This is a genomic window from Xanthobacter agilis (assembly GCF_021730435.1).
Taxonomy (GTDB): domain Bacteria; phylum Pseudomonadota; class Alphaproteobacteria; order Rhizobiales; family Xanthobacteraceae; genus Xanthobacter; species Xanthobacter agilis.
Window position 1 is genome coordinate 22,869 of the sequence record NZ_JABWGX010000004.1, and the last position, 21,956, is coordinate 44,824.

The following is a 21,956-nucleotide window of genomic DNA, read 5'->3' on the forward strand; positions in this document are numbered from 1 at the left end:
ATGACTACGCGACCCATCCTCATCATTCCCGATAGCAAGCTGCGGACCATTTCGGAGCCCGTGGGCAAGATCGATTCCGAGATCAAAAAGCTGGTCGAGGACATGTTCGAGACCATGTATGAGGCGCCGGGCATCGGCCTTGCCGCCATCCAGGTGGGCGTGCAGAGGCGGGTCATCACCATCGATATCGCGCGCGAGGACGAGGGGAAGAAGCCGGTGGCGCTCATCAACCCCGAGATCATCGCCGCATCCGAGGAAACCTCGGTCTATAGCGAGGGGTGCCTGTCCATTCCCGAATATTATGAGGAAGTGGAGCGGCCGGCGCGGGTGGCGGTGCGCTTCCAGGACGTGGACGGCGCGGTGCGGGAGGTGGAGGCCGATGGGCTGTTCGCCACCTGCATCCAGCACGAGATCGATCACCTGAATGGCGTGTTGTTCATCGACCACATTTCCAAACTCAAGCGCGACCGGGTGATGAAGAAGTTCACCAAGGCGGCGCGGCGCGAGGCCGCGAGCTGACGGCGCGCGGCCCGGACGGACGTTGGAATTTCATGCGCATCGTTTTCATGGGCACGCCGGATTTCGCCGTGCCCACTCTCTCCGAGATCGTCGGGCACGGCCATGAAGTGGTGGCGGTCTATACCCGCGCGCCGGCTCCGGCCGGTCGGCGCGGGCTCGATCTTACCCCTTCGCCCGTGCACAAGGTGGCCGAGCGCTTCGGGCTGCCGGTGCTGACGCCGACATCCCTGCGCTCGAACGCGGCGACCGAGACCTTTCGCGGTCATGGAGCCGATGTGGCGGTGGTGGTGGCCTATGGCATGATCCTGCCGCCGGCCATCCTGGAGGTGCCGCGACTGGGCTGCCTCAACCTGCACGGGTCACTGTTGCCGCGCTGGCGCGGCGCCGCGCCGATCCAGCGGGCGATCATGGCGGGGGATGCCGAGACCGGTGTCGCCGTCATGAAGATGGAGGCGGGGCTCGACACCGGGCCGGTGGGGGTGGTGGAGCGCATCGCCATCGGGCCGGACATGACCGCCGGCGAGCTGCATGATCGCATGATGCTGGTGGGGGCCGACCTCATGGGTCGGGCGCTGGCCGCCCTGGAGCGGGGCGGGCTGGTGTTCACGCCGCAGCCTGAGGCGGGCGTCACCTATGCGGCGAAGATCGAGAAGGGCGAGACCCGGATCGACTGGACCCAGCCGGCCCAGGTGGTGCATGACCGCATCCGCGGTCTGTCGCCCTTCCCCGGATCGTGGTTCCCGATGGGCGAGCCCGAGGCGCGGGTGAAGGTGCTGCGCTCGACCCTGGTGGCGGGCGAAGGCGCACCCGGCGAGGTGCTCGACGATCAGCTCGCTATCGCCTGCGGCACCGGCGCCGTGCGCCTGCTGGAGCTGCAGAAGGCCGGCAAGCAGCCGGTGGCCGCCGCGTCTTTCCTCAACGGCAATGCGGTGCCTCCGGGCCGCCGGCTGGCCTGAGCCGGCAAGCGCCCGATGCCACGCTACAAACTTATCATCGAATATGATGGCACGCCTTTCGCCGGCTGGCAGGTGCAGGCCGGGCTGCCCACGGTACAGGGGGTTCTGGCGGAGGCGTTCCGGCGCTTTTGCGGCGAGGCGGTGCAGGTGTCCGGTGCCGGGCGGACCGATGCGGGGGTGCATGCCACCGGGCAGGTGGCCCATGTGGACCTCGCCCGCGAGTGGCGCACGGACACGGTGCGCGACGCGATGACCGCCCAGCTTCGGCCCCATCCGGTGGCGGTGCTCCAGGCGGAGCGGGTGCCGGACAGTTTCGACGCGCGCTTTTCGGCCACCAAGCGGCATTATCTCTATCGCATCGTCAATCGGCGGCCGGACCTCGCCCTTGATCGTGACCGGGCGTGGCGCATTCCGCAGAAGCTGGATGCGCAGGCCATGCACGGCGCGGCGCAGCGGCTGTTGGGCAAGCACGATTTCTCCACCTTCCGCGCGGCCGAATGCCAGGCGGCCTCCCCTGTGAAGACACTCGAGCAGCTCGACGTGGCGCAGGTGGGGGACGAGATCCGCGTGGTGACCTCGGCGCGCTCCTTCCTGCACCATCAGGTGCGCTCCATGGTGGGGTCGTTGATGCGGGTGGGGGAGGGGCGCTGGAGCGCGGACGACCTGGAAGCGGCGCTGAATGCTGCCGATCGCACCCGGTGCGGGCCCATGGCACCGGCGTCGGGCCTTTATCTTGCGGCGGTGAGCTACTGAGGAGCCGTGGCCGGGCGGCCACAGGGTTGAGGATGATGGTCGGCGCCGGGGTCTTCGCCACATTGCGGACCGAAAAAGCCGATACCGCAAACGTGAACGCCGCCGCATCCGCTCGCGGGTCGGCGCGGGGGTCCTGGGGGGCGGTCCTGGGGGGCGGTCCTGGGGCGTGGTCCTGGGGCGCGCGCGGGCGGCGCGCAAAACAGGTCCGGATTTCGGCACCCCTGCCGGGCCGGGCCGAGCGCACCGGGCGGGGCAAGGACGGGGACGGCCGCAGGGCATTCTTGTCCTGAGCCGGGATCCTGCTAAAAGGCGTCTTCAGGCGAATTGGGTATCCGTTCGTGTGAAGAAAACGCGGCAATGCAATGGCCTGGAGCATTTTGCCGGTTCATCGGCGCTCTGGAATGTTCTAGAAGATCGACGCCATCCGGCGCGGGACGGAACCTGATCGTGATGACTTTCATCGAGACGGCGCAGCGCGTGCGCGCGATCATCAAGGGCAGGGGCCGGGCCTTCAGCCTCGCCCTGGTGCTGGCCGGCGGCACCTTGCTTTCGGCCTGTGCCAGCGACAAGGACGACGTGATTCCGCCCGACGAGCCGGCGGAGAAGATCTACAATGAGGGCCTCACCCTGCTGCGCAAGCAGGAGCCCGAGAAGGCCGCCAAGCGCTTCGAGGACGTGGACCGCACCCACCCCTACTCGGAGTGGGCGCGCAAGTCCCTCATCATGACCACCTTCGCCTATTTCGAGGCCGGCAAGTACGACGAGGCCATCGCCTCCGGCCGGCGCTACGTCTCGCTGTATCCGGGCTCGCAGGATGCGGCCTATGCCCAGTATCTGGTGGCATCCGCCCTCTACGAGAACATTCCCGACATCACCCGCGACCAGCGCAAGACCCGCCAGGCGCTCGACGCCCTGGAAGAGGTGGTGCGCAAGTATCCTAATACGGAGTACGCTGCGACCGCCAAGAAGAAGATCGAGGTGGCGCGCGACCAGCTGGCCGGCAAGGAGATGCTGATCGGCCGCTATTATCTCGAGCAGCGCAACTATACCGGCGCCATCAACCGCTTTAAGATTGTGGTGACACAATACCAGACCACCCGGCAGGTGGAGGAAGCACTGTTCCGCCTCACCGAGGCTTATATGGCGCTCGGCGTGGTGAACGAGGCGCAGACGGCGGCCGCGGTTCTTGGCTATAACTTCCCGGACAGCCAATGGTATAAGGACGCCTACAAGCTCGTTCATGCCGGCGGCATGGAGCCGCAGGAAAACAAGGCGTCCTGGATTAGCCAGGCGTTCAAGAAGATGGGGCTCGGCTGATCCTCCATGCTGGCATCGCTCTCGATCCGGGACATCGTCCTCATCGAGAAGCTCGATCTCACCTTGTCGGACGGGCTCACCGTCCTCACCGGTGAGACGGGGGCGGGGAAGTCCATTCTGCTCGATTCGGTGTCCCTCGCCCTGGGTGGGCGGGGCGACGGCGCGCTGGTACGGCATGGCCAGCCGAAAGGGCAGGTCACGCTCGCCTTCGACCTTTCGAGCGACCATCCGGCCCATGCCATCCTCGCCGCCGCGGATCTGCCCGACGAGGACCATCTCGTCATCCGCCGCATCCAGATGGCCGACGGGCGCACCCGTGCCTTTGTGAACGAGGAGGCGGTGAGCGTGCAGGCTCTGCGGCTCATCGGCGCCAGCCTCGTTGAACTCCACGGCCAGCATGCCGACCGGGCGCTGGTGGATCCCGCGACCCACCGTGCTCTGCTGGATGCTTATGGCGGCCTCTCGGCCGATGTGGTGGCGCTGGGCGGCCTGTGGCGGCACTGGCGTGCGGCCCGCGAGACCGCGCGCGAGGAGCGCGTGCGCCTGGAGGCGGCGGAGAAGGAAGCCGATTACATCCGCCATGCCGTGGAAGAGCTGACCGCGCTTGGCGCCGAGGTCGGGGAGGAGGCGGCGCTGTCCGAGCGGCGCAGCGCCATGATGCGATCGGAGAAGATCGCAGCCGATCTGTCGGAGGCCCTCAATGCGGTGGCGGGCGGCGGCTCGCCGATTCCCTCGCTGTCGGCGGCGGTGCGGCGGCTGGAGCGGCGGGCGGGCGAGTCCCAGGATGTGATCCGGCCTGCGGTGGAGGCCATCGACCAGGCCCTCGACGCGCTGGAGCTGGCGCGCGGCCATCTGGAAGCCGCACTGGCCGATGCGGACTTTGAACCGCGCGAGCTGGAGCGGATCGAAGAGCGCCTGTTCGCCTTGCGCGGCGCGGCCCGCAAATATGCGGTGAGCCCGGATGTGCTGCCGGAAGTGGCGGCCCGCTTCGTGGCGCAACTGGAGCATCTCGACCAATCGGAAGCGCGCCTGGCGCGGCTAGATGCCGCAGCAATGGAGGCGGAGACGGCCTATCGCCACGCGGCTGAACGCCTCTCGGCGGCGCGCCGCGCCGCGGCGGACGCCCTCGATGGCGCGGTGGGCGCGGAGCTGCCGCCGCTCAAGCTGGAGCGGGCGGAGTTTCTCACCAAGGTCACCGCCGATCCCGCCGCCGCCGGGCCGGAGGGCTGCGACGGAGTGGAATTCTGGGTGCGTACCAATCCCGGAAGCCGGCCGGGGCCCATGATGAAGGTGGCGTCGGGTGGCGAGCTGGCGCGCTTCCTGCTCGCGCTCAAGGTGGTGCTGGCGGACCGCGGATCGGCGCCGACGCTGATCTTCGACGAGATCGACACGGGGGTGGGGGGCGCGGTGGCCGACGCCATCGGCCAGCGACTGGCGCGGCTGTCGCAGAAGGTCCAGGTGCTGTGCGTCACCCATGCGCCGCAGGTGGCGGCGCGGGCGCACCACCATCTGCTCATCGCGAAGGCCGCCCACCCGGCGTCGGCGGATGGGGCGGGCGCGGCCGATGGCGAAGTGCCGGTGACGACCCGCGTCGCCGCCCTCACTCCGGCCCTGCGCAAGGAGGAGATCGCCCGCATGCTGGCGGGCGCCTCCGTGACCGCCGAGGCGCGGGCGGCGGCCGAGCGGCTGCTGAAGGCGGCGCGCTGAGCGCCGCACGGCGTTGGCTTCAACCCGATCGGCTGCGGCTTTGAGCGATGTCCAGGGGGGATCGGTCGCACCGCCGCGCGGCACGCTTGGCGGCATGCTTGCGGGCGTCGGGTCTCAGTCCAGGTGCGGTCAGTCCAGGTGCGGCTTGTTCTGGCGCAGGGTCTTGATGTGGCCGCGCCGCTCCTTGGCGGCAAGGCGTCGTTCCTTGGAGCCGAGGGTGGGGCGCGTGGGGCGGCGCGGCGGGGCCACCACCGTGGCGCTGCGAATGAGCTCCACCAGCCGCTCGATGGCGTCGTCGCGGTTGCGCTCCTGGGTCCGGAAGCGCTGGGCCTGGATGACGATGACCCCATCCTGGGTCAGTCGGCGGCCGGCAAGGCGCGCGAGGCGCTCCTTCACCGGGCCGGGGAGATCGGGCGAGCGGGCCATGTGGAAGCGCAGCTGCACCGCGCTCGACACCTTGTTCACATTCTGCCCGCCCGGCCCCGAGGCGCGCACGAACGCATACTCGATGTCGTCCTCGGAAATGGCGATGCGGGGTGTGATCTCGATCATGGGCGGTTCAGATGGGTGACGGCGCACCCTAGAGCAATTTCAGCAAAAGTGTGCAGCGGTTTTGCGTCTGAAATTGCGATAAAATAAGGAGCTAGAGCATTTTCGCGGGCCGAGGATACTAGCGCGCGGCGCGTCAGCCATTTGTCGATTCATCGGACACGGGCGCACCCTCGGCACGGCCGCGGCGGATGGGCGCCGTCGCAGCCGTCAAGCGACATCCGGTGTCGCGGCGAGAAGCGGTAACCCCCGCGACACGGACGCGGGGCCGGTGGAAACGCCAGCTCCGCAGGCATCCCGGCGGTTCGCCCGTCGCGATGCCGGCCGGTGCCGGCGGGCGGATCAAATGGCGTGCCGGTTGGCGGTGGGGCCGAAATGCTCCACGTAGCGCGGGCTGATGACCGAGACCGGCAGGATGATGAGCACGTCGGTGGTGCCGAACTGGCGGTCCACCACCGCGCCGTCGCCCACGAAGCCGCCGAGCCGCAGGTAGCCCTTCACCAAGGGCGGCAGGCTCTGCACCGCCGCCTTGGGCGAGATGTCAGCCTTGGCCATGCGGTTCATCTCCACGCGGCGGCCGGGCAGTGCGTGGGCCCGCCATTCCTCGGGCGCGAGCGCGTTGTGGTGCAGGAAGGACAGAGGCAAGGCGAGCGCGTCCGGGTCGGTGCCTTCAAGGCTGGCGCAGCCGAACATCACGTCGATCTTGTTGCGCAGCACATAGGTCCAGATCCCGTGCCACAGCAGTTCCACCGTGCGCTTGTTGCGGTAGGACTTCAGCACGCAGGAGCGGCCGAGTTCCAGGAACCGCAGGTCGGGATGGGCGGCGATGATCGGCGCCACATCGAACTCGCCCTGGGTGTAGAACCCGCCGTGACGGGCCGCGACATCCTGGCGCAACACGCGATAGGTGCCCACCACCTTGGGCTTGCGGCGGCCGAGCACCACCTTGCCGGCGTCGTAGTCGAGGACCAGCAGGTGGTCGCAAATGGCGTCGAAACTGTCCATGTCGCGCCGGGCCAGACGCGTGGTGGCGTCGGGCAAGGCCGACATTTCCTCATAGAAGACCTTGTAGCGCAGGCGCTGGGCGCGGCGCACGTCGCGCGCGGTGCGGGCCAGGCGCACTTCCAGCGGCCCGAGGCGTCCCAGCACCAGGGCCTCGTCGCCCGGCACCGCTTCACGGTGGCGGATGCCGGAATAGGCCCGCAGATCGGCCACCAGCTTCTGCGGTGCCGGCAGCGGGGGCCGTCCGCCGGCCTCGACCTTGGCTTTCTCGAAGAAGGCGAAGGGGGTGTCGCGGCCGAACAGCGGCGCGCGCTTCTCCACGCCTTCGGCAGGCTTGAAGCCGGGCCAGCGGGCGAAGCTCTCCTTGGCCACTTCGCGCGCGGCGTCGAAACCGCGCCCCACCAAGGCCGGCAGGTTGAAGGCGTCTTCCGTGTCACCGATGCGCTTCATGCGTCGACCCTCCCCGAGCCGCCGCCGGCGACGAAACCGTCATCTCGCGGGCCGCCCACCCTTTTGGTGCCGTCGCGGGCCGCGCCGGTTCGTCCCGTGCAGCTATCGCGATCTTCAGCGCCTGTCGTGACATGCGTCTGAATGTGACCGTCACATTCACCATAGATTTCATACGCGCATGTGACAATGGTTTCGGTCGTGTTCGCACGGTCTTAAGGCTTCCGAGCGATTATCCGGGCACGGAGTTGTGACAGCGGTGCGGAATCTGGCTTTATCGGGCCGCGGCGCGGATGCCGGCGGGGCCGGACGCGCGATCATCGGGGGGTATCATGAAGACTTATCTCGTGGCGGCGGCTGTGTCCGCCCTGGTGGCGCTCGGCGCCGGCGGCGCCGTGGCCCAGCCGCAGCCGACCGCGACCGAAACCGTGGTCATCGCGGGCGTGGGGACGGTGCCGGTTCTGGTCTACCAGGCGCGGTTCGTCTCGGCCGATCCGGCCACTCGCCGCATGGTGCTGGAACTGCCCAACGGCAAGCGCTGGGCGATCGTCGCGCCGCCGATCCTGGGCGACCTCGAGGCCTACCGCAACAGCGAGCGGCTGCTCATCCGCGTGGTGCCGGGCATCGTCACCGGGCTCGGCAAGGCGCGCCAGGGCACGCCCGGCGAGGTGCTGAGCGAAGTCGCCATCAATGACGGCCTGCCGGGCTGGCCGGAGGGCTTCGGCATCCGCGCGGTGACGCTCACCACCATTTTCGTGGACGTGAACCGCCAGGCTGGCACCGTCACCTTCGAAGGCCCCGACGGCGGCGTGCGCACGCTGCGCGCGGTGGACCCCAAGGTGCTGGCCGACCTGCAGCAGGTCAATCCCGGCGACCTCGCCCAGATCAGCTATCTGGAAGGCATCGCCATCAACGCTGGTCGGTGAGGCTCGCGCCTGCGGGGCGGGCTCGGCCCGCTCCGCACGGTACGTGGATGGGAGCGAGGCGTGTTCCCGTTCCGCTAGGCAGTGTGGACGGTTTTCCGCCGGTTGAGGCGGAGGGGATTCCCTTTTTGTGCTTTCGGTGATTCATAGCGGGTCGGCTTTTGGCGAGGTCGACCATGCTGACGCGGATGACGGATGAGGATTGGGCAGTGGCTCTGGAGGTGTTCCGCGCCTGCCGGTCGCGACGCGGCGACAAGGGCCGCGACGATCGCAAGTTCCTTGAAGCCATGCACTATTTCACCGTGCACAACATCTCCTGGCGGGCCCTGCCCGCCGAGTTCGGACCCTGGAACAGCGTCTGGAAAAGGTTCTGGCGGCTGCGCCAGGCCGGCGTGTTCGAGCTGTTCTTTGAAACCCTGGCCTCCCTCAGCCGCACCGCGCATCTGGTGCAGATGTTCGATTCCACCGTGGTGCGCGCCCATGTTTCCGCCGCCGGCGCAAAAGGGGGCAGCAAGGCCAGGCCCTCGGCCGCTCGCGCGGCGGCTTCTCCACCAAGATCCACCTCAAGAGCGACTTCGATGGCCACCCGCTCGCCTTCCACCTGACCGGCGGCGAGGTCGGCGACAGCCCGCTGTTCAAGCTGCTGTTGGATCTGGGGCCGGACGTCACGCCACGCGCGGCGCTCGCCGACAAGGGCTATGACGCCAAGGCCAACCGGGCCATTGCCCGGGCTCGGGGCATCGCGCCGGCCATCCCCTTCAAATCCAACGCGAAGCACCGGCCAACCTTCTTCCCGAAGGCGCTCTACCAGGGCCGTGCCCGCATCGAACAGTGCTTCGGAAAACTGAAGCGATTCAAGCGCGTCGCCCTGCGCTGCGAGAAGACCGAATGCGGCTTCGCCGCCATCGTCGCCCTCGCCCTGAGCTTCATCCTCATCAAATCCGTCCACACTGCCTAGGCGGCGGCCCGAGGGCGGTCGGCGGCGGCGCGATAGGCGAGGGCTTCGGCCAGATGGCGCCGGCCGACGCCCTCCGACCCGTCGAGATCGGCCAGGGTGCGGGCCACCTTCAGTACGCGATGGTAGCCGCGGGCGGTGAGCCGCATGGCGTCGGCGGCGTCGCGCAGCAGGGTGGCGCCTCCGGCGTCGGGCTGGGCCACGGTTTCGAGCAGGGGGCCTGAGGCTTCCGCATTGGTGCGCACATCCGGCCGGCCGAGGGCGGCATAGCGCTCCATCTGCATGTTGCGTGCCTGCGCCACCCGCGCGGCCACCTCGCGCGAGCCTTCCGTTGGGGCCGGCAGCACGAGGTCCGCCGCGCGCACCGCCGGCACCTCCAGGTGAATGTCGATGCGGTCGAGGAAGGGACCGGACAGCCGGGCCTGATACTCGTCGGCGCAGCGCGGCCCCCGCTTGCAGGTATAGCCCGGCTCGCCCGCGCGTCCGCAGCGGCAGGGGTTCATGGCGGCGATGAGCTGGAACCGCGCCGGATAGGTGACGCGGTGGTTGGCGCGGGCGATCAGAACCTCCCCGCTCTCCAGCGGCTGGCGCAGGGAATCGAGCACCTGGGGCGAGAATTCCGGCAGCTCGTCGAGGAACAGAACGCCGTTGTGGGCGAGCGACACCTCGCCGGGGCGGGCCTTGGCGCCGCCGCCCACCATGGCCGCCATGCTCGCCGAATGGTGGGGCGCGCGGAACGGTCGCCGGCTGACCAGGGCCCCATCCTCGATGGCGCCGGCCACCGAGGCGATCATGGACACGTCCAGCATCTCGGCCGGGGCCAGCGGCGGCAGGATGGAGGGCAGGCGCTGCGCCAGCATGGACTTGCCGGCGCCGGGCGGTCCGATGAAGATGAGATTGTGTCCGCCCGCGGCGGCGACCTCCAGGGCGCGCTTGGCGGTTTCCTGCCCCTTCACGTCCCTGAGATCCAGCTCGGCCACGCTGCCGGCCTTCATGCGCGGTTCGGGGCGGCTCATCACCTGGCGTCCGGTCATGTGATTGGCAAGTTCGAGCAGGGAGGCGGGCGCAAGGATGTCCATCTCGGGGCTGGCCCAGGCGGCTTCCGCGCCGCAGGGCTCGGGGCAGATGAGCCCGTGGCCGCGGGCATTGGCGCCGATGGCGGCCGGCAGCACGCCCGCCACCGCCGCCACGGTGCCGTCGAGCGCCAGTTCGCCCACCACGGTAAAGCCGGCAAGGGCATCGCCCGGAATGGCGCCGATGGCGGCCATGAGCCCGAGGGCGATGGGCAGGTCGTAATGGGAGCCTTCCTTCGGCAGGTCGGCGGGGGCAAGATTGATGGTGATGCGCCGCGCCGGCAAGGCGAGCCCGGAGGCGATCAATGCCGCCCGCACCCGCTCCTTCGCCTCGGTGACGGCCTTGTCGGGCAGGCCGACGATGGTGAAGGCGGGCAGGCCTGCCGCCACATGCACCTGCACATCCACCGGGCGTGCCTCCACCCCTTCGAATGCGACCGTCGCCACCCGCTGGATCACCGCCGCGCCCCCCGTTCAGCCCCGTTGCTACTCACGGTAGCGGAAGGTTTCCTGAGCGGCAAGAACGAAACTGGAACAAGACTGAAGTCGGCATGCGCGCCGGTCAATCCGCCGGCATCAGCACCACCAGCCGGGCGCCGGCATCGGGCAGCGGCACCAGGGTCAGCTGATCGTAATGGTGCTCCGCGCCCGCCGGATCGGAAAAGGCGCGGCGGCCCCCTTCCCGGCCGAGCACCGCCTGGCTGTTCCACAGTCGGGCGAACAAGGGGGAGCCGGCGGCGAGTTCGGCGATGAGGGCGGCCAGGGCTGGATCGGCGAAGCGCCGCGAGTAATCGGCGCGCAGCTCGGCCAGCACGCGGCCGGCGCGGTCGTCGAAGTGCGGGATCAGGCGCGGTGCATGGGGGGAAAGGAAGATGAAGCGCAACAGGTTGCGGTCACCCGGCTGGTCCAGCCAGCCGCGGAACAGGGCGGCGGCGGAGACGTTCCAGGCGAGGGCGTTCCAGTGGCGATCCACGAGATAGGCCGGATGGGGCAGGTCGCGCACCAGCCGGGCCAGGGCCGGGGGTGGTGCGGCCTCTTCCGGCGGGGGCTCGGGATCGTGACGGCCGGCGAGATCGAACACATAGGCCCGCTCCGCCGGGGTCAGGCCCAGGGCGCCGGCGAGCCGGGCGAGGGCGGCGGCGGACAGGGACACCTCGCGCCCCTGCTCGATCCAACTGTACCAGGTGGCGCTGAGACCAGCGATCTGGGCGACTTCCTCGCGGCGCAGGCCGGGGGTGCGCCGCCGCCGCAGGTCGGTGATGCCGAAGGCCTTGGGGTCCATCTGCTCGCGATGCGCCCGGAGGAAGGCGCCGAGCGCGGCGCGGGTCTGGCCGGTGGTGTCGGGTGGGGTCATGTGGGGAGATGTTATACCAGGATAAAATCGGCTCTGGCACCGGTTTAAGACACCTCTATGTCTGGCCGTGCGGCAGCCTGCCGCCGACGTGCGCCATCGGGGCGCGACAGGAGGAGATGATGGGCGAAGTTCAGTCGGGCACCGCGGCCGAGAGCAGCCACGAAGGCCGGGTTTCGGCCCAGTTCGGGCCGCAGGCGGCGGCCTATGTGGCGAGCGCGGTGCATGCGCGCGGGCCGGATCTGGACGCGCTGGCGACCATTCTGCAGCGCGAGCGGCCGCATCGGCTGCTGGATCTGGGGTGCGGCGGCGGTCATGTGAGTTTCACCGCGGCGCCGTTCGTGGGTGAGGTGGTGGCCTATGACCTGTCCGAGGCGATGCTGGAGGCGGTGCGGGTCGAGGCGGCCCGGCGCGGCGTGTCCAACATCGCCACGCGGCAGGGCGTGGCCGAGGCGCTGCCGTTCCCGCACGCCGCGTTCGACGCGGTGGCCTCGCGCTACAGCGCCCACCATTGGCGGAACCTGAAGGTTGGCCTCGCCGAGGCGCGGCGGGTGCTGAAGGCCGGTGGGCGGGCGGTGTTCATGGATGTGGTGGCGCCGCAATGGCCGGTGGCGGATACCTTCCTCCAGGCCATCGAACTGCTGCGCGATCCCTCCCACGGTCGCAATTTCTCGCGTGGGGAATGGGATGCGCACCTCGCGCAGGCGGGGTTCGTGGTGGAAGCGGTGACCGCGCATCGGCTGCGGCTGGAGTTCGCCTCCTGGGTGGCGCGCATCCGCACGCCGGAGCTGCATGCGGCCGCGATCCGCAGCCTGCAGCAGGGGGCCAGCGCCGAGGTCGCCCGGCATTTCGAGATCGAGCCGGACGGCACCTTCACCCTCGATACGCTGACCCTGGTGGCGCGGGCGGTCTGACACCCGCGCCACCGCGCCCTCAATCGGGCTTGGAGGAGCGGATGGCGCCGGTCATGGGGTCGATCTCGGCCTCGGTGCGCGCGCCGGCGCGGTCGGTGAGGTCGACCTCGTAGCCGGCGGCCTCGGTCTCGATCTTGCGCACGGTGAAGCCTTGACCCTCCAGGTGGCGGGCCACCTGGGCGAGGGTGAGCCACTGCTCGTGCACCGGGCCGGCGCGGCCCTCATACTTGGTGGTCACCAGTTCGGCGGTGACGGGGTTCACCCGCGCCTCCACCCGGTTGCCCTGGCGGTCGATGAGGTCGGCCTCGAAGCCATCGCTCTCCCGATCGAGCTTCATCACGCGGAAGCCGTTTTCCGCCAGATGGGTGGCGATGTCGGCAACGGACAACCATGGGGCCGCCGGCGGGGTTTGCGCCCGCGCGGGCAGGGTGAGAAGCGCGAGCGCGGCCAAGGCGGGAACAAAGAGACGCGTCATGGCAATCTTCTCCGCGGTCAGAGGGGGCGCCGGGCGATCAGGCGCGGCGCTTGTCCTCGATCCTGTCCCAGATCTGGGCGGCGATGTCGGGGCCGCCCAGGCGCTTGATGGCTCTCAGGCCGGTGGGGGAGGTGACGTTGATCTCGGTCAGGTTGCCGTCGATCACGTCGATGCCCACGAAGAGGAGGCCCATGGCCTTCAGCGACGGGCCGATGCGGGCGCAGATCTCCAGTTCCCGGTCGGTGAGGTCGGTGGGCCGGGCGGCGCCGCCACGCACCATGTTGGACCGGAGGTCGCCCTCATTGGGCACCCGGTTCACGGCGCCGGCGGCCTCGCCATCCACCAGGATGATGCGCTTGTCGCCGTGCTTCACCGCCGGCAGGAAGCGCTGGATAACCCAGGGTTCGCGGAAGGTGGTGGCGAACAGGTCGTAGAGCGAGCCGAAATTGAGGTCGTCGGCGGTGAGGCGGAACACGGCGGCGCCGCCGTTGCCATAGAGCGGCTTCATCACCACATCGCCGTGCTCGGCGCGGAACGCCTTGATCTCGTCGAGGTCGCGGGTGATGAGGGTCGGCGGCATCAGCTCCGGGAAATGGGTGACGAAGATCTTCTCCGGCGCGTTGCGCACATGGGCCGGGTCGTTCACCACCAGGGTCTTCGGGTGGATGCGCTCCAGCAGGTGGGTGGTGGTCACATAGGCCATGTCGAACGGCGGGTCCTGCCGCAACAGCACCACGTCCATCTGAGAGAGGGCCACGCGGCGCTTCTCGCCGAGCACGAAATGGGCGCCCGCCTCGTCCTTCACGCTCAGGCTCTCAAGGGTGGCGAAGACGGTGCCGTCGCGCATCGCGAGGCGGTCGGGGGTGTAGTGAAACAGCGTGTGGCCGCGCCGCTGGGCTTCCAGCAGCAGGGCGAAGGTGGAATCGCCGGCGACGTTGATGGTGGCGATGTGGTCCATCTGGACCGCGACCTGAAGGGTCATGACAATCTCCGGCGCCCGTGGCGGGCTCTGACAAGGGAGCGGATGCGTTCGACCTGAGGCGTGACGATCTGAGGCGTATAGAGTGAGGCCCCGGTGTTCGACCGGCGCGGGACGGGACGGCGTGGGGGCCGCACGGGCTCCTGCCTTATCTATAGCGCGGGCGTGCCGCCCGCCAGTTCACGCGCGTCATGTCAGTCCTGCCGTTTGGCGCGCGGGGCGGAGCGATCACCCGGCCTCGAAGGCGCCCGGCAGGTGCTCGGCCGCCGTGCCGGCGATGAGGATGGCGTCAAACCGCATGTCCAGGGGCGAAAGCTCGGGCCGCTCCGCGAGCCAGGCTTCGGCGGCGGCGGCAATGCGCCGCTGCTGGCGCGTCAGGAGGGATTCGGCGGCGGCGGCGAGGCTGGCGCGCTGCTTGACCTCGCAGAACACCAGCAGATCGCCGCGCCGGGCGATCAGGTCGATCTCCCCGGCCTTGGTGCGGGCGCGGCGGGCGACGATGGCGAAGCCCTGTGCCTCCAGCAGTCGCGCGGCCCGTCCTTCCGCCGCCACGCCGCGGGCATGGGCGGCGCGCTGGGCGGGCGTGCGCGGTGCCGGTTCAGGCATCGTCTTGGGGCGGATCGCGGTCGGCGCAAGGTGGCTCCGCAGACGGGTGTCCGGTGGTCTGGCGTCCCTCCGCCAGGGCCAGGGCGCGGGCATAGACCTCGCGCTTGGGCCGGCCGGTCACGGCGGCGACGGCGGCCACGGCATCCTTCAGGGAGGCGTCGTTCAGGGCGCGGGCGAGGGCGGCGTCCACCGCCTCGTCCCCGGCCGCCGCCTCCAGGGGCGGGCCCACCACCAGCACGATTTCGCCCTTGGGCGTGTCGGCCGCGGCATAATGGGCGGCGAGGGACGGCAGGTCGCCGCGGCGCACCTCCTCGAACGTCTTGGTCAGCTCCCGGCAGACGGCGGCGCGGCGCGGGCCGAGCACGGCGGAAAGGTCGGCCAGGCTTTCGGCCAGACGCGGGCCGCTCTCGTAGAAGACGAGGGTGGCCGGCACCTGGGCCAGCGCGGTGAGGCGGTTCTTCCGCTGGCCGGCCTTGGGCGGCAGGAAGCCGTCGAACAGGAAGCAGTCGGTGGGCAGGCCCGCCGCCACCAGCGCCGCCAGCAGCGCCGAGGCGCCGGGCAGGGGGTGCACCGTGTGGCCTTCGCCCGCCGCCTCCACCACCAGCTTGAAGCCGGGATCGGACACCAGCGGCGTGCCGGCATCGGAAATGAGCGCGACCTTGTCCCCCGCCGCGAGGCGCGCCAGGAGCTTCGGCCGCGCGCTGGCGCCGTTGTGGTCGTGATAGGGCACGAGCGGCGTGTGGATGGCGTAGCGGTCCAGCAGCCGGCGCGAGACGCGGGTGTCCTCGCAGGCGATGACATCGGCCGCCGCCAGGGTTTCGAGCGCGCGCAGCGTGATGTCGCCGAGGTTGCCGATGGGGGTTGCCACCACATGCAGGCCGCCTGCCAGCCGTGGCGCGGTCACGGTGGTGCCGGCGATCTGGAAGGTGCGCGGGTGGTCGGCGCTGCCGGTGGCGGCAGGGTGGGAGGCGGTCGCGCCGGAATGCGGGCTCGAATGCGTATTCATGGACCGACCATAGCGCCGGACGGGCGCGAATGGGAGCACCCGCGCCCCTCATTGCACCGGGGCGAGCGGCGGGATTAGCATGGCCAGCCTTCGCGCCGCGCGACGGGCCGAAATGCCGCGCCTTGAACCTTAAGGATCACGCCATGCCCGCGGGGGAGGACATTCCGCTCGTGCCCCCGCTCCCGGCCTTCGGGCGGGAGGGGGACCTTGGCGCGGCCGAGGCGGACCAGGCCTGGATCGCCGTCATCCAGAAGATGGACGAGACCTATGCCGAGCTGGTGAGCCAGCAGGTGGAGCTGGAGGCCAAGAACGCGGCGCTGGAGGAGGCGCAAGGTTTCATCGCCGGCCTGCTCGGCGCCATGACCGACGTGCTGGTCGCCTGCGACCTCACCGGCCGGGTGGAGCAGGTGAACCGGGCCGCCGAGCGCGCCTTCGGCCAGCCGGCCGAGGCCCTCCTCGGGCGGCCGCTCGCCACGCTCATTGATCCGGCCTCGCCCACCAGCGCCGCCGATGTGCTGGCCACCATGGCCAGCCGCGCCCGCATCGTTGATCGCGAGTTCTCCCTCGCCACGCCGGACGGGCCGCAGCCGGTGGCGGTGAACGGAGCCCTGCGGTTCGATCCGCGCGGGCGCGCGGTGGGCATCGTGCTGGTGGGACGGCCCATCGGCGAGCTGAAGCAGGCTTATTCGGACCTCGCCAGCGCCCACGAGCATTTGAAGCGCACCCAGCAACAGCTTGTCCATGCTGAGAAGATGGCCTCCCTCGGCCGGCTGGTGGCGGGGGTGGCGCACGAATTGAACAATCCGATCTCCTTCGTCTATGGCAACGCCCATGCGCTCAAGCGCTATGTGGACCGGCTGATGGCCTATCTCGATGCCGTGCATGGCGGCGATGCGGCCGCCGCCGCCCAGGTGCGCGCCGAATTGCGGGTGGACCGGGTGCTGGCCGACATCCCCTCCGCCTTCGCCGGCATGCTGGAGGGGGCGGAGCGGGTGCGCGATATCGTGGCCGACCTGCGCCGCTTCTCCTCCGACCGGCGCGAGGCGCGCGAGCCGTTCGACCTCGCTGGCGTGGTGCGCTCAGCGGTGGACTGGGTGGCGAAATCGCAGATGCCCGATCTTCAGACCCGCGTGGAGCTGCCGGAGAATTTCACCACCGTCGACCATCCCGGCCATATCCACCAGGTGGTCATGAACCTCGTCCAGAACGCCATCGACGCCATGGAGGGGCGGCCCGCGCCGCGCCTCGACATCCACGGCAGCCGCGCCGCCGACGCCGTGGTGCTGGAGGTGCGCGACAGCGGGCCGGGACTTGCGCCAGAGGTGGAGGGGCGGGTGTTCGACCCCTTCTTCACCACTAAGCCGGTGGGCAAGGGCACCGGGCTCGGCCTGTCCATCTGCTACCGCATCGTGGAGGAGCACGAAGGCCGGCTCACCATCGATAACGCGCCGGGCGGCGGCGCGGTCGCCACCCTCACCCTCCCGGCGCTGTCGGGTCGGGGGGGGGCGGGCGGAGGGAGCCGGACATGAGTGCGCCCTTCCATATCCTGTGGCTGCAATCGGGCGGCTGCGGCGGCTGCACCATGTCGTTGCTGTGCGCCGAGGCGCCGGACCTTGCCACCACCCTGGCGGGCGCCGGCATCCGCATCCTGTGGCATCCCACCCTGTCGGAAGAGACGGGAGCGGAGGCGGTGGCCCTGTTCGCGCGCATCCTTGCCGGCGAGATCCCGCTTGACGCCCTGTGCGTGGAAGGCGCGCTGCTGCGCGGGCCGAACGGCACCGGGCGCTTCCACATCCTTGCCGGCACCGACCGGCCGATGCTGGAGTGGGTGCGGGAACTGGCCGCCGTGGCGCGGCATGTGGTGGCGGTGGGCACCTGCGCCGCCTATGGCGGCGTCACCGCCGCCGGGGTCAATCCGGCCGATGCCTGCGGCCTGCAATATGACGGGCGCCGGAGGGGCGGGGCGCTCGGCGTGGAGTTCCGGGCGCGCGGCGGCCTGCCGGTGGTCAATGTGGCCGGCTGCCCGACCCATCCCAACTGGGTCACGGAAACCTTGATGCTGCTGTCGGCGGGCCTGCTGGCCGAACCTGATCTCGACGTCTACGGTCGGCCGCGCTTCTATGCCGATTATCTGGTGCACCATGGCTGCCCGCGCAACGAATATTACGAATACAAGGCCAGCGCCGAGAAGATGAGCGATCTCGGCTGCATGATGGAGCATCTGGGCTGCCTCGGCACCCAGGCCCATGCCGATTGCAACACCCGGCTGTGGAACGGCGAGGGCTCCTGCACACGCGGCGGCTACGCGTGCATCAACTGCACCGCGCCGGAGTTCGAGGAGCCGGGCCACGCCTTTCTCGACACGCCGAAGATCGGCGGCATCCCGGTGGGTCTGCCCACCGACATGCCCAAGGCCTGGTTCATCGCCCTCTCGTCGCTGGCCAAGGCGGCGACACCCGAGCGCCTGCGCCGCAACGCCACTTCGGATCGCGTGCTGACGCCGCCCATGGTGCGGGACATCAAGAAGCGATGAGCGAGAACACGACGCGGCTGGTGGTGGGCCCCTTCAACCGGGTGGAGGGCGACCTGGAAGTGCGGCTCGACATCGCCGACGGGGCGGTGCGGGCGGCCTATGTGTCGTCGCCCTTGTTCCGCGGCTTCGAACGGATCCTGGAGGGGCGCGACCCGCGCGATGCCTTGGTGATCGCGCCGCGCATCTGCGGCATCTGCTCGGTCTCCCAGTCCCACGCGGCGGCCCTGGCGCTGGCGGAATTACAGGGCCTCGCGCCCACCCGCAACGGGCGCCGCGCCACCAATCTGATGGTGGCGACCGAGAACGTGGCCGATCACCTGACCCATTTCCATGTCTTCTTCATGCCGGATTTCGCCCGCGCCGCTTACGCGGGCCGTCCCTGGTTCGGCGCGGTCGAGCGCGGCTTCAAGGCGGCGCGGGGGCACAGCGTGACCCGCGCGCTCGCGACCCGCGCCAGCCTGCTGCATGTGATGGGACTGCTGGCCGGGCGCTGGCCGCACACTCTCGCCCTCCAGCCCGGCGGGGTGAGCCGCAGCGCCGACCCGCGCGACCAGATGCGCCTTCTCGCCACCCTCTCGGCGGCGCGGGCGGCGCTGGAGGAACACCTGTTCGCCGGGCCGCTGGAGGAGGTGGAGGCGCTGTCCAGCGTGGCGGAGCTGGAGGCGTGGGCGCATGGGCGCGGCGGCGATTTCGCCTTGTTCCTCGCCATCGCCGCCGATCTCGGCCTCGACCGGCTCGGTCGCGCCTATGACCGCTTCCTGTCCTACGGCGCCTATCCGGGGGACGAGGGCCGGCTCTACCGCGCCGGCACCTTTGCCGACGGTCGGCCGGGGCCGCTTCAGGTGGAGGCCATCACCGAGGATCACAGCTTCGCCCGCATGGAGGGGCGGGAGGCGCCCCACGCCCCGTTCGAGGGCTCGACCTTTCCCGATGCGGCGGACGAGACCGGCTACACCTGGTGCAAGGCGCCGCGCCTTGCCGGCCTGCCGTTCGAGACCGGGGCGCTGGCGCGGCAGGTGGTGGACGGCCACCCCCTCGCCCGCGATCTGGTGGCGCGGGAGGGGGCGAGCGTGCGCGCGCGGGTGGTGGGCCGCCTTCTGGAGACGGCCCGCACGCTGCGCGTCATGGCGGCCTGGGTGCGGGAGCTGGAGCCGGCCGCGCCCTGGTGCGCGCAGGGGGAACTGCCCGCCGCGGGCCGCGCCTTCGGCCTGACCGAGGCGGCGCGCGGGGCGCTGGGTCATTGGCTGGTGGTGGAGAAAGGGCGCATCGCCCGGTACCAGATCATCGCCCCCACCACCTGGAATTTCTCGCCCCGCGATGCGGCCGGCGTGCCCGGTCCGTTGGAAGCTGCGCTGGTGGGCGCGCCAGTGGCGCTGGGGGAGACGACGCCCGTGAGTGTGCAGCACATTGTGCGCGCGTTCGATCCCTGCATGGTGTGCACGGTGCATTGAGCCATGACCGACAACGGGGCGGACTCAGCGGAAATCGGGATCGAGATCACCCTCGGCGGCATCGTCCAGGGGGTGGGCTTCCGCCCCTTCGTCTATCGTTTGGCGCGGCGCCTGGGGCTGCGCGGCACGGTCTGCAATCGCGGCGACCGGGTGGTGATCCATGTGGCGGGGCCGGGCGCGCGCCTGGATGCGTTCGTGGCGGCCCTCACGGCCGAGGCGCCGCCTCTGGCGCGCGTCGATCAGGTCTCCCGGAGCGTGGCGCCGATGCCGGAGGGCGCCGATTTCCGCATCATCGAGAGCGGAGCCGGGACCGTCTCCGTGGGGGTGGTGCCGGACATCGCCACCTGCCCCGCGTGCCGGGCCGAGATGGCTGATCCCAAGGCCCGGCGCTTCCGCTACGCCTTCACCAATTGCACCGATTGCGGACCGCGCTTCTCCATCGTCACCGGCCTGCCCTATGACCGTTCGGCCACCACCATGGCGGGCTTTGCCATGTGCCCCGACTGCGCGGCCGAATATGGCGACCCCGCCGACCGCCGCTTCCATGCCCAGCCCATCGCCTGCCCCCGCTGCGGGCCGCGCCTGTGGCTGGAGGGGGTGGATGCGGGGCCGGGCGATCCCATCGCCAGGGCGGCGGAGGTGCTGCTGCGGGGCGGGATCGTGGCGGTCAAGGGCATCGGCGGCTTCCACCTTGCCTGTGATGCCACCCAGGCCGCGGCTGTGGACGAATTGCGCCGACGCAAGCGGCGGCCCACCAAGCCGCTGGCGGTGATGGCGGATGCCGCCACCCTCGCGCGCCTGTGCGCGGTGGGGGCGGCGGAAGGGGCGGCCCTCGCCGGACCCTCGGCGCCCATCGTGCTGCTGCCGGTGCAGCCGGACGCCCCGCTGGCGCCCGGCATCGCCCCCGGTCAGCGGCAGGTGGGGATGATGCTGCCCTACACGCCTTTGCATCACCTGCTGGTGGCGGCGGTGGGGCGGCCGCTGGTGATGACCTCGGGCAATGGCTCCGGCGCGCCCCAGGTGATCGACAATGAGGAGGCGCGTACCGTCCTCGCCGGTATCGCCGATGCCCTCTTGATGCACGACCGTCCGATCGCGCGGCGGCTCGACGACAGCGTGGTGCGCCTTGCCGCCGGCCGGATGCGGGTGTTGCGGCGCGGGCGCGGGCTTGCGCCCCTGCCGCTCGCCTTGCCCGAGGATTTCGCGGACGCGCCGCCGGTGCTGGCGCTGGGCGCGGAACTGAAAAGCGCCATCTGCCTCACCCATGGGGAGAAGGCGCTGCTCTCCCACCATCTCGGCGATCTCGACGAGCCCGGCACCGCCGACGCCTTCGAGGCGGCCATAGCCGATTACGGGGCCTTGTTCGCCCACGCGCCCGCCGTGGTGGCGGTGGACCTGCACCCCGGCTACCACGCCACCCGGCTCGGCACCGCGCGCGCGGCGGCGCTCGGCGTGCCGCTGGAGCCGGTCGGGCACCACCATGCCCACATGGCCGCGGCCATGGCCGAAGCGGGCTGGCGCCGCCGCGACGGGCCGGTGGTGGGGGTGATCCTCGACGGGCTGGGGTTCGGCGCCGACGGCAGCCTCTGGGGCGCCGAGATCCTGGTCGGGGATTATGCCGCGGTTCGGCGGGTGGGCCGGCTCTCGCCCATTCCGCTCCTGGGCGGCGATGCGGCAAGCCGCGAGCCGTGGCGGGTGCTGCTCGCCCATCTCGACCGGGCGCTCGGCCGCGCCGCCGTGGACGGCGAACCGAGCCTGCGGCCGGTGTTCGCGGGGCGGCCGGTCGCCACCCTGCGGGCCATGGCGGACAAGGGGCTCAACGCGCCCTTGTCCAGCTCCGCCGGACGCCTGTTCGACGCGATGGCGATGCTGCTCGGCTGCGCGCCGGGGCGCCTCAGCCACGAGGGGGAGGCGGCCATGGCCCTCGAAGCCTGCGCGCAGGCGGACGCGGCGCCTTATCCGTTCGTGCTTCGGGAAAACGACGGCCTGCTGGAGATCGACCCCGCGCCCCTGTGGCGGCATGTGCTGCGCGACCGCGCGGCGGGGGCTTCGTGCGGCGCCATGGCGGGGGGCTTCCACTCCGGGCTTGCGGCGGCGTTCGCCGATGCGGCGGCCGGGGTGGCGCGGCGGGCCGCCATCGGCGCCGTGGCTTTGTCCGGCGGCGTCTTTCAAAATGCGCTGCTGCTGCAGGACATGACGCGCCGCCTGGAAGGGCAGGGGGTGCGGGTGCTTGCGCCGGCCGAGGTTCCGGCCAACGATGGCGGCCTCGCGCTCGGACAGGCGGTGGTGGCCGCCGCCCGACACCTCGGCTGATGCCGCCCCGCTGCGCGGGCTTCGATTTCACCGGGCGGGTCCCTGATCTCCTCAAATCTGCGCGCGGACGGGGCGGGAAACCGAGCCGTCTCATTTCTTAGGTGACGAATGGTATTTTGAGGTGTAA

Annotated in this window: 20 protein-coding genes and 1 pseudogene; 13 read left to right on the forward strand and 8 right to left on the reverse strand. The window is 70.6% G+C overall.

The window, feature by feature from the left end; translation table 11 throughout:
• The 5 genes from def (at position 1) to recN (ending at position 5,252) form a co-directional block, all read left to right on the forward strand.
• On the forward strand, positions 1-519 hold the full coding sequence (gene def / locus HUW53_RS03505; protein WP_237344365.1) for a peptide deformylase: 519 nt from the start codon (positions 1-3) through the stop codon (positions 517-519).
• Between the two features lie 32 nt (positions 520-551).
• Positions 552-1,475, forward strand: a complete 924-nt coding sequence (gene fmt / locus HUW53_RS03510) for a methionyl-tRNA formyltransferase (protein WP_237344366.1) — start codon at positions 552-554, stop codon at positions 1,473-1,475.
• 15 nt (positions 1,476-1,490) lie between these two features.
• Positions 1,491-2,228, forward strand: a complete 738-nt coding sequence (gene truA / locus HUW53_RS03515; RefSeq protein WP_237344367.1) for a tRNA pseudouridine(38-40) synthase TruA — start codon at positions 1,491-1,493, stop codon at positions 2,226-2,228.
• A gap of 450 nt (positions 2,229-2,678) precedes the next feature.
• On the forward strand, positions 2,679-3,545 hold the full coding sequence (locus tag HUW53_RS03520) for an outer membrane protein assembly factor BamD (protein WP_237344568.1): 867 nt from the start codon (positions 2,679-2,681) through the stop codon (positions 3,543-3,545).
• A gap of 6 nt (positions 3,546-3,551) precedes the next feature.
• Positions 3,552-5,252, forward strand: coding sequence for a DNA repair protein RecN (gene recN / locus HUW53_RS03525; protein ID WP_237344368.1), 1,701 nt, complete (start codon positions 3,552-3,554; stop codon positions 5,250-5,252).
• 129 nt (positions 5,253-5,381) lie between these two features.
• On the opposite strand, the gene arfB is transcribed toward recN, so the two are convergent.
• On the reverse strand, positions 5,382-5,804 hold the full coding sequence (gene arfB, locus HUW53_RS03530; protein ID WP_237344369.1) for an alternative ribosome rescue aminoacyl-tRNA hydrolase ArfB: 423 nt from the start codon (positions 5,802-5,804) through the stop codon (positions 5,382-5,384).
• Positions 5,805-6,143: 339 nt separating this feature from the next.
• Positions 6,144-7,253 carry a l-ornithine N(alpha)-acyltransferase gene (gene olsB, locus HUW53_RS03535; protein WP_237344370.1) on the reverse strand — a complete coding sequence of 370 codons (1,110 nt, stop codon included), beginning with the start codon at positions 7,251-7,253 and terminating at the stop codon, positions 6,144-6,146.
• A gap of 329 nt (positions 7,254-7,582) precedes the next feature.
• Here olsB and HUW53_RS03540 point away from each other — a divergent pair, with 329 nt between their 5' ends.
• The 3 genes and pseudogenes from HUW53_RS03540 to HUW53_RS03550 form a co-directional block, all read left to right on the forward strand.
• The gene (locus tag HUW53_RS03540) at positions 7,583-8,176 is read left to right on the forward strand and encodes a hypothetical protein (RefSeq protein ID WP_237344371.1); all 594 of its coding nucleotides are present in this window, start codon (positions 7,583-7,585) and stop codon (positions 8,174-8,176) included.
• Between the two features lie 185 nt (positions 8,177-8,361).
• Entirely contained in the window at positions 8,362-8,778 is a 417-nt protein-coding gene (locus tag HUW53_RS03545) for a transposase (protein ID WP_237344569.1), read from the forward strand.
• Positions 8,724-9,131: pseudogene (locus HUW53_RS03550) on the forward strand (transposase); the annotation flags it as partial. The gene HUW53_RS03545 and the pseudogene HUW53_RS03550, both read left to right, overlap by 55 nt.
• Here HUW53_RS03550 and HUW53_RS03555 read toward each other — a convergent pair.
• A complete protein-coding gene (locus HUW53_RS03555; RefSeq protein ID WP_237344372.1) occupies positions 9,128-10,660 on the reverse strand; it encodes a YifB family Mg chelatase-like AAA ATPase in 1,533 nt (510 codons plus the stop codon). The pseudogene HUW53_RS03550 and the gene HUW53_RS03555 sit on opposite strands and share 4 nt — an antisense overlap.
• Positions 10,661-10,763: 103 nt before the next feature.
• Positions 10,764-11,555, reverse strand: coding sequence for an MmyB family transcriptional regulator (locus HUW53_RS03560; protein ID WP_237344373.1), 792 nt, complete (start codon positions 11,553-11,555; stop codon positions 10,764-10,766).
• A 116-nt stretch (positions 11,556-11,671) separates the two neighbouring features.
• Between HUW53_RS03560 and HUW53_RS03565 the strand changes: the two genes are divergently transcribed.
• Complete coding sequence (locus HUW53_RS03565) at positions 11,672-12,466, forward strand: class I SAM-dependent methyltransferase (protein ID WP_307500145.1); 795 nt, start codon at positions 11,672-11,674, stop codon at positions 12,464-12,466.
• Between the two features lie 19 nt (positions 12,467-12,485).
• On the opposite strand, the gene HUW53_RS03570 is transcribed toward HUW53_RS03565, so the two are convergent.
• From HUW53_RS03570 to rsmI, 4 genes are all read right to left on the reverse strand, one after another.
• A complete protein-coding gene (locus HUW53_RS03570; protein ID WP_237344374.1) occupies positions 12,486-12,941 on the reverse strand; it encodes a PepSY domain-containing protein in 456 nt (151 codons plus the stop codon).
• Between the two features lie 37 nt (positions 12,942-12,978).
• On the reverse strand, positions 12,979-13,923 hold the full coding sequence (gshB, locus tag HUW53_RS03575; protein ID WP_237344375.1) for a glutathione synthase: 945 nt from the start codon (positions 13,921-13,923) through the stop codon (positions 12,979-12,981).
• A gap of 225 nt (positions 13,924-14,148) precedes the next feature.
• Positions 14,149-14,526, reverse strand: a complete 378-nt coding sequence (locus HUW53_RS03580) for a YraN family protein (RefSeq protein WP_237344376.1) — start codon at positions 14,524-14,526, stop codon at positions 14,149-14,151.
• The gene (gene rsmI, locus HUW53_RS03585; protein WP_237344377.1) at positions 14,519-15,532 is read right to left on the reverse strand and encodes a 16S rRNA (cytidine(1402)-2'-O)-methyltransferase; all 1,014 of its coding nucleotides are present in this window, start codon (positions 15,530-15,532) and stop codon (positions 14,519-14,521) included. Before rsmI ends, HUW53_RS03580 begins: the two co-directional genes overlap by 8 nt.
• Before the next feature lie 143 nt (positions 15,533-15,675).
• Here rsmI and HUW53_RS03590 point away from each other — a divergent pair, with 143 nt between their 5' ends.
• From HUW53_RS03590 to hypF, 4 genes are read left to right on the forward strand one after another with little or no spacing between them, the layout of a single operon-like run.
• Entirely contained in the window at positions 15,676-17,061 is a 1,386-nt protein-coding gene (locus HUW53_RS03590; RefSeq protein ID WP_237344378.1) for a sensor histidine kinase, read from the forward strand.
• Positions 17,058-18,065 (forward strand): NADH-quinone oxidoreductase subunit B family protein, encoded by a 1,008-nt coding sequence (locus tag HUW53_RS03595; RefSeq protein ID WP_237344379.1) that lies wholly within the window; start codon positions 17,058-17,060, stop codon positions 18,063-18,065. Before HUW53_RS03590 ends, HUW53_RS03595 begins: the two co-directional genes overlap by 4 nt.
• Positions 18,062-19,516 (forward strand): nickel-dependent hydrogenase large subunit, encoded by a 1,455-nt coding sequence (locus HUW53_RS03600; RefSeq protein ID WP_237344380.1) that lies wholly within the window; start codon positions 18,062-18,064, stop codon positions 19,514-19,516. The genes HUW53_RS03595 and HUW53_RS03600 overlap by 4 nt, the downstream gene beginning before the upstream one ends.
• 3 nt (positions 19,517-19,519) lie before the next feature.
• Positions 19,520-21,829 carry a carbamoyltransferase HypF gene (hypF, locus tag HUW53_RS03605; RefSeq protein ID WP_237344381.1) on the forward strand — a complete coding sequence of 770 codons (2,310 nt, stop codon included), beginning with the start codon at positions 19,520-19,522 and terminating at the stop codon, positions 21,827-21,829.
• Positions 21,830-21,956: the final 127 nt, after the last annotated feature.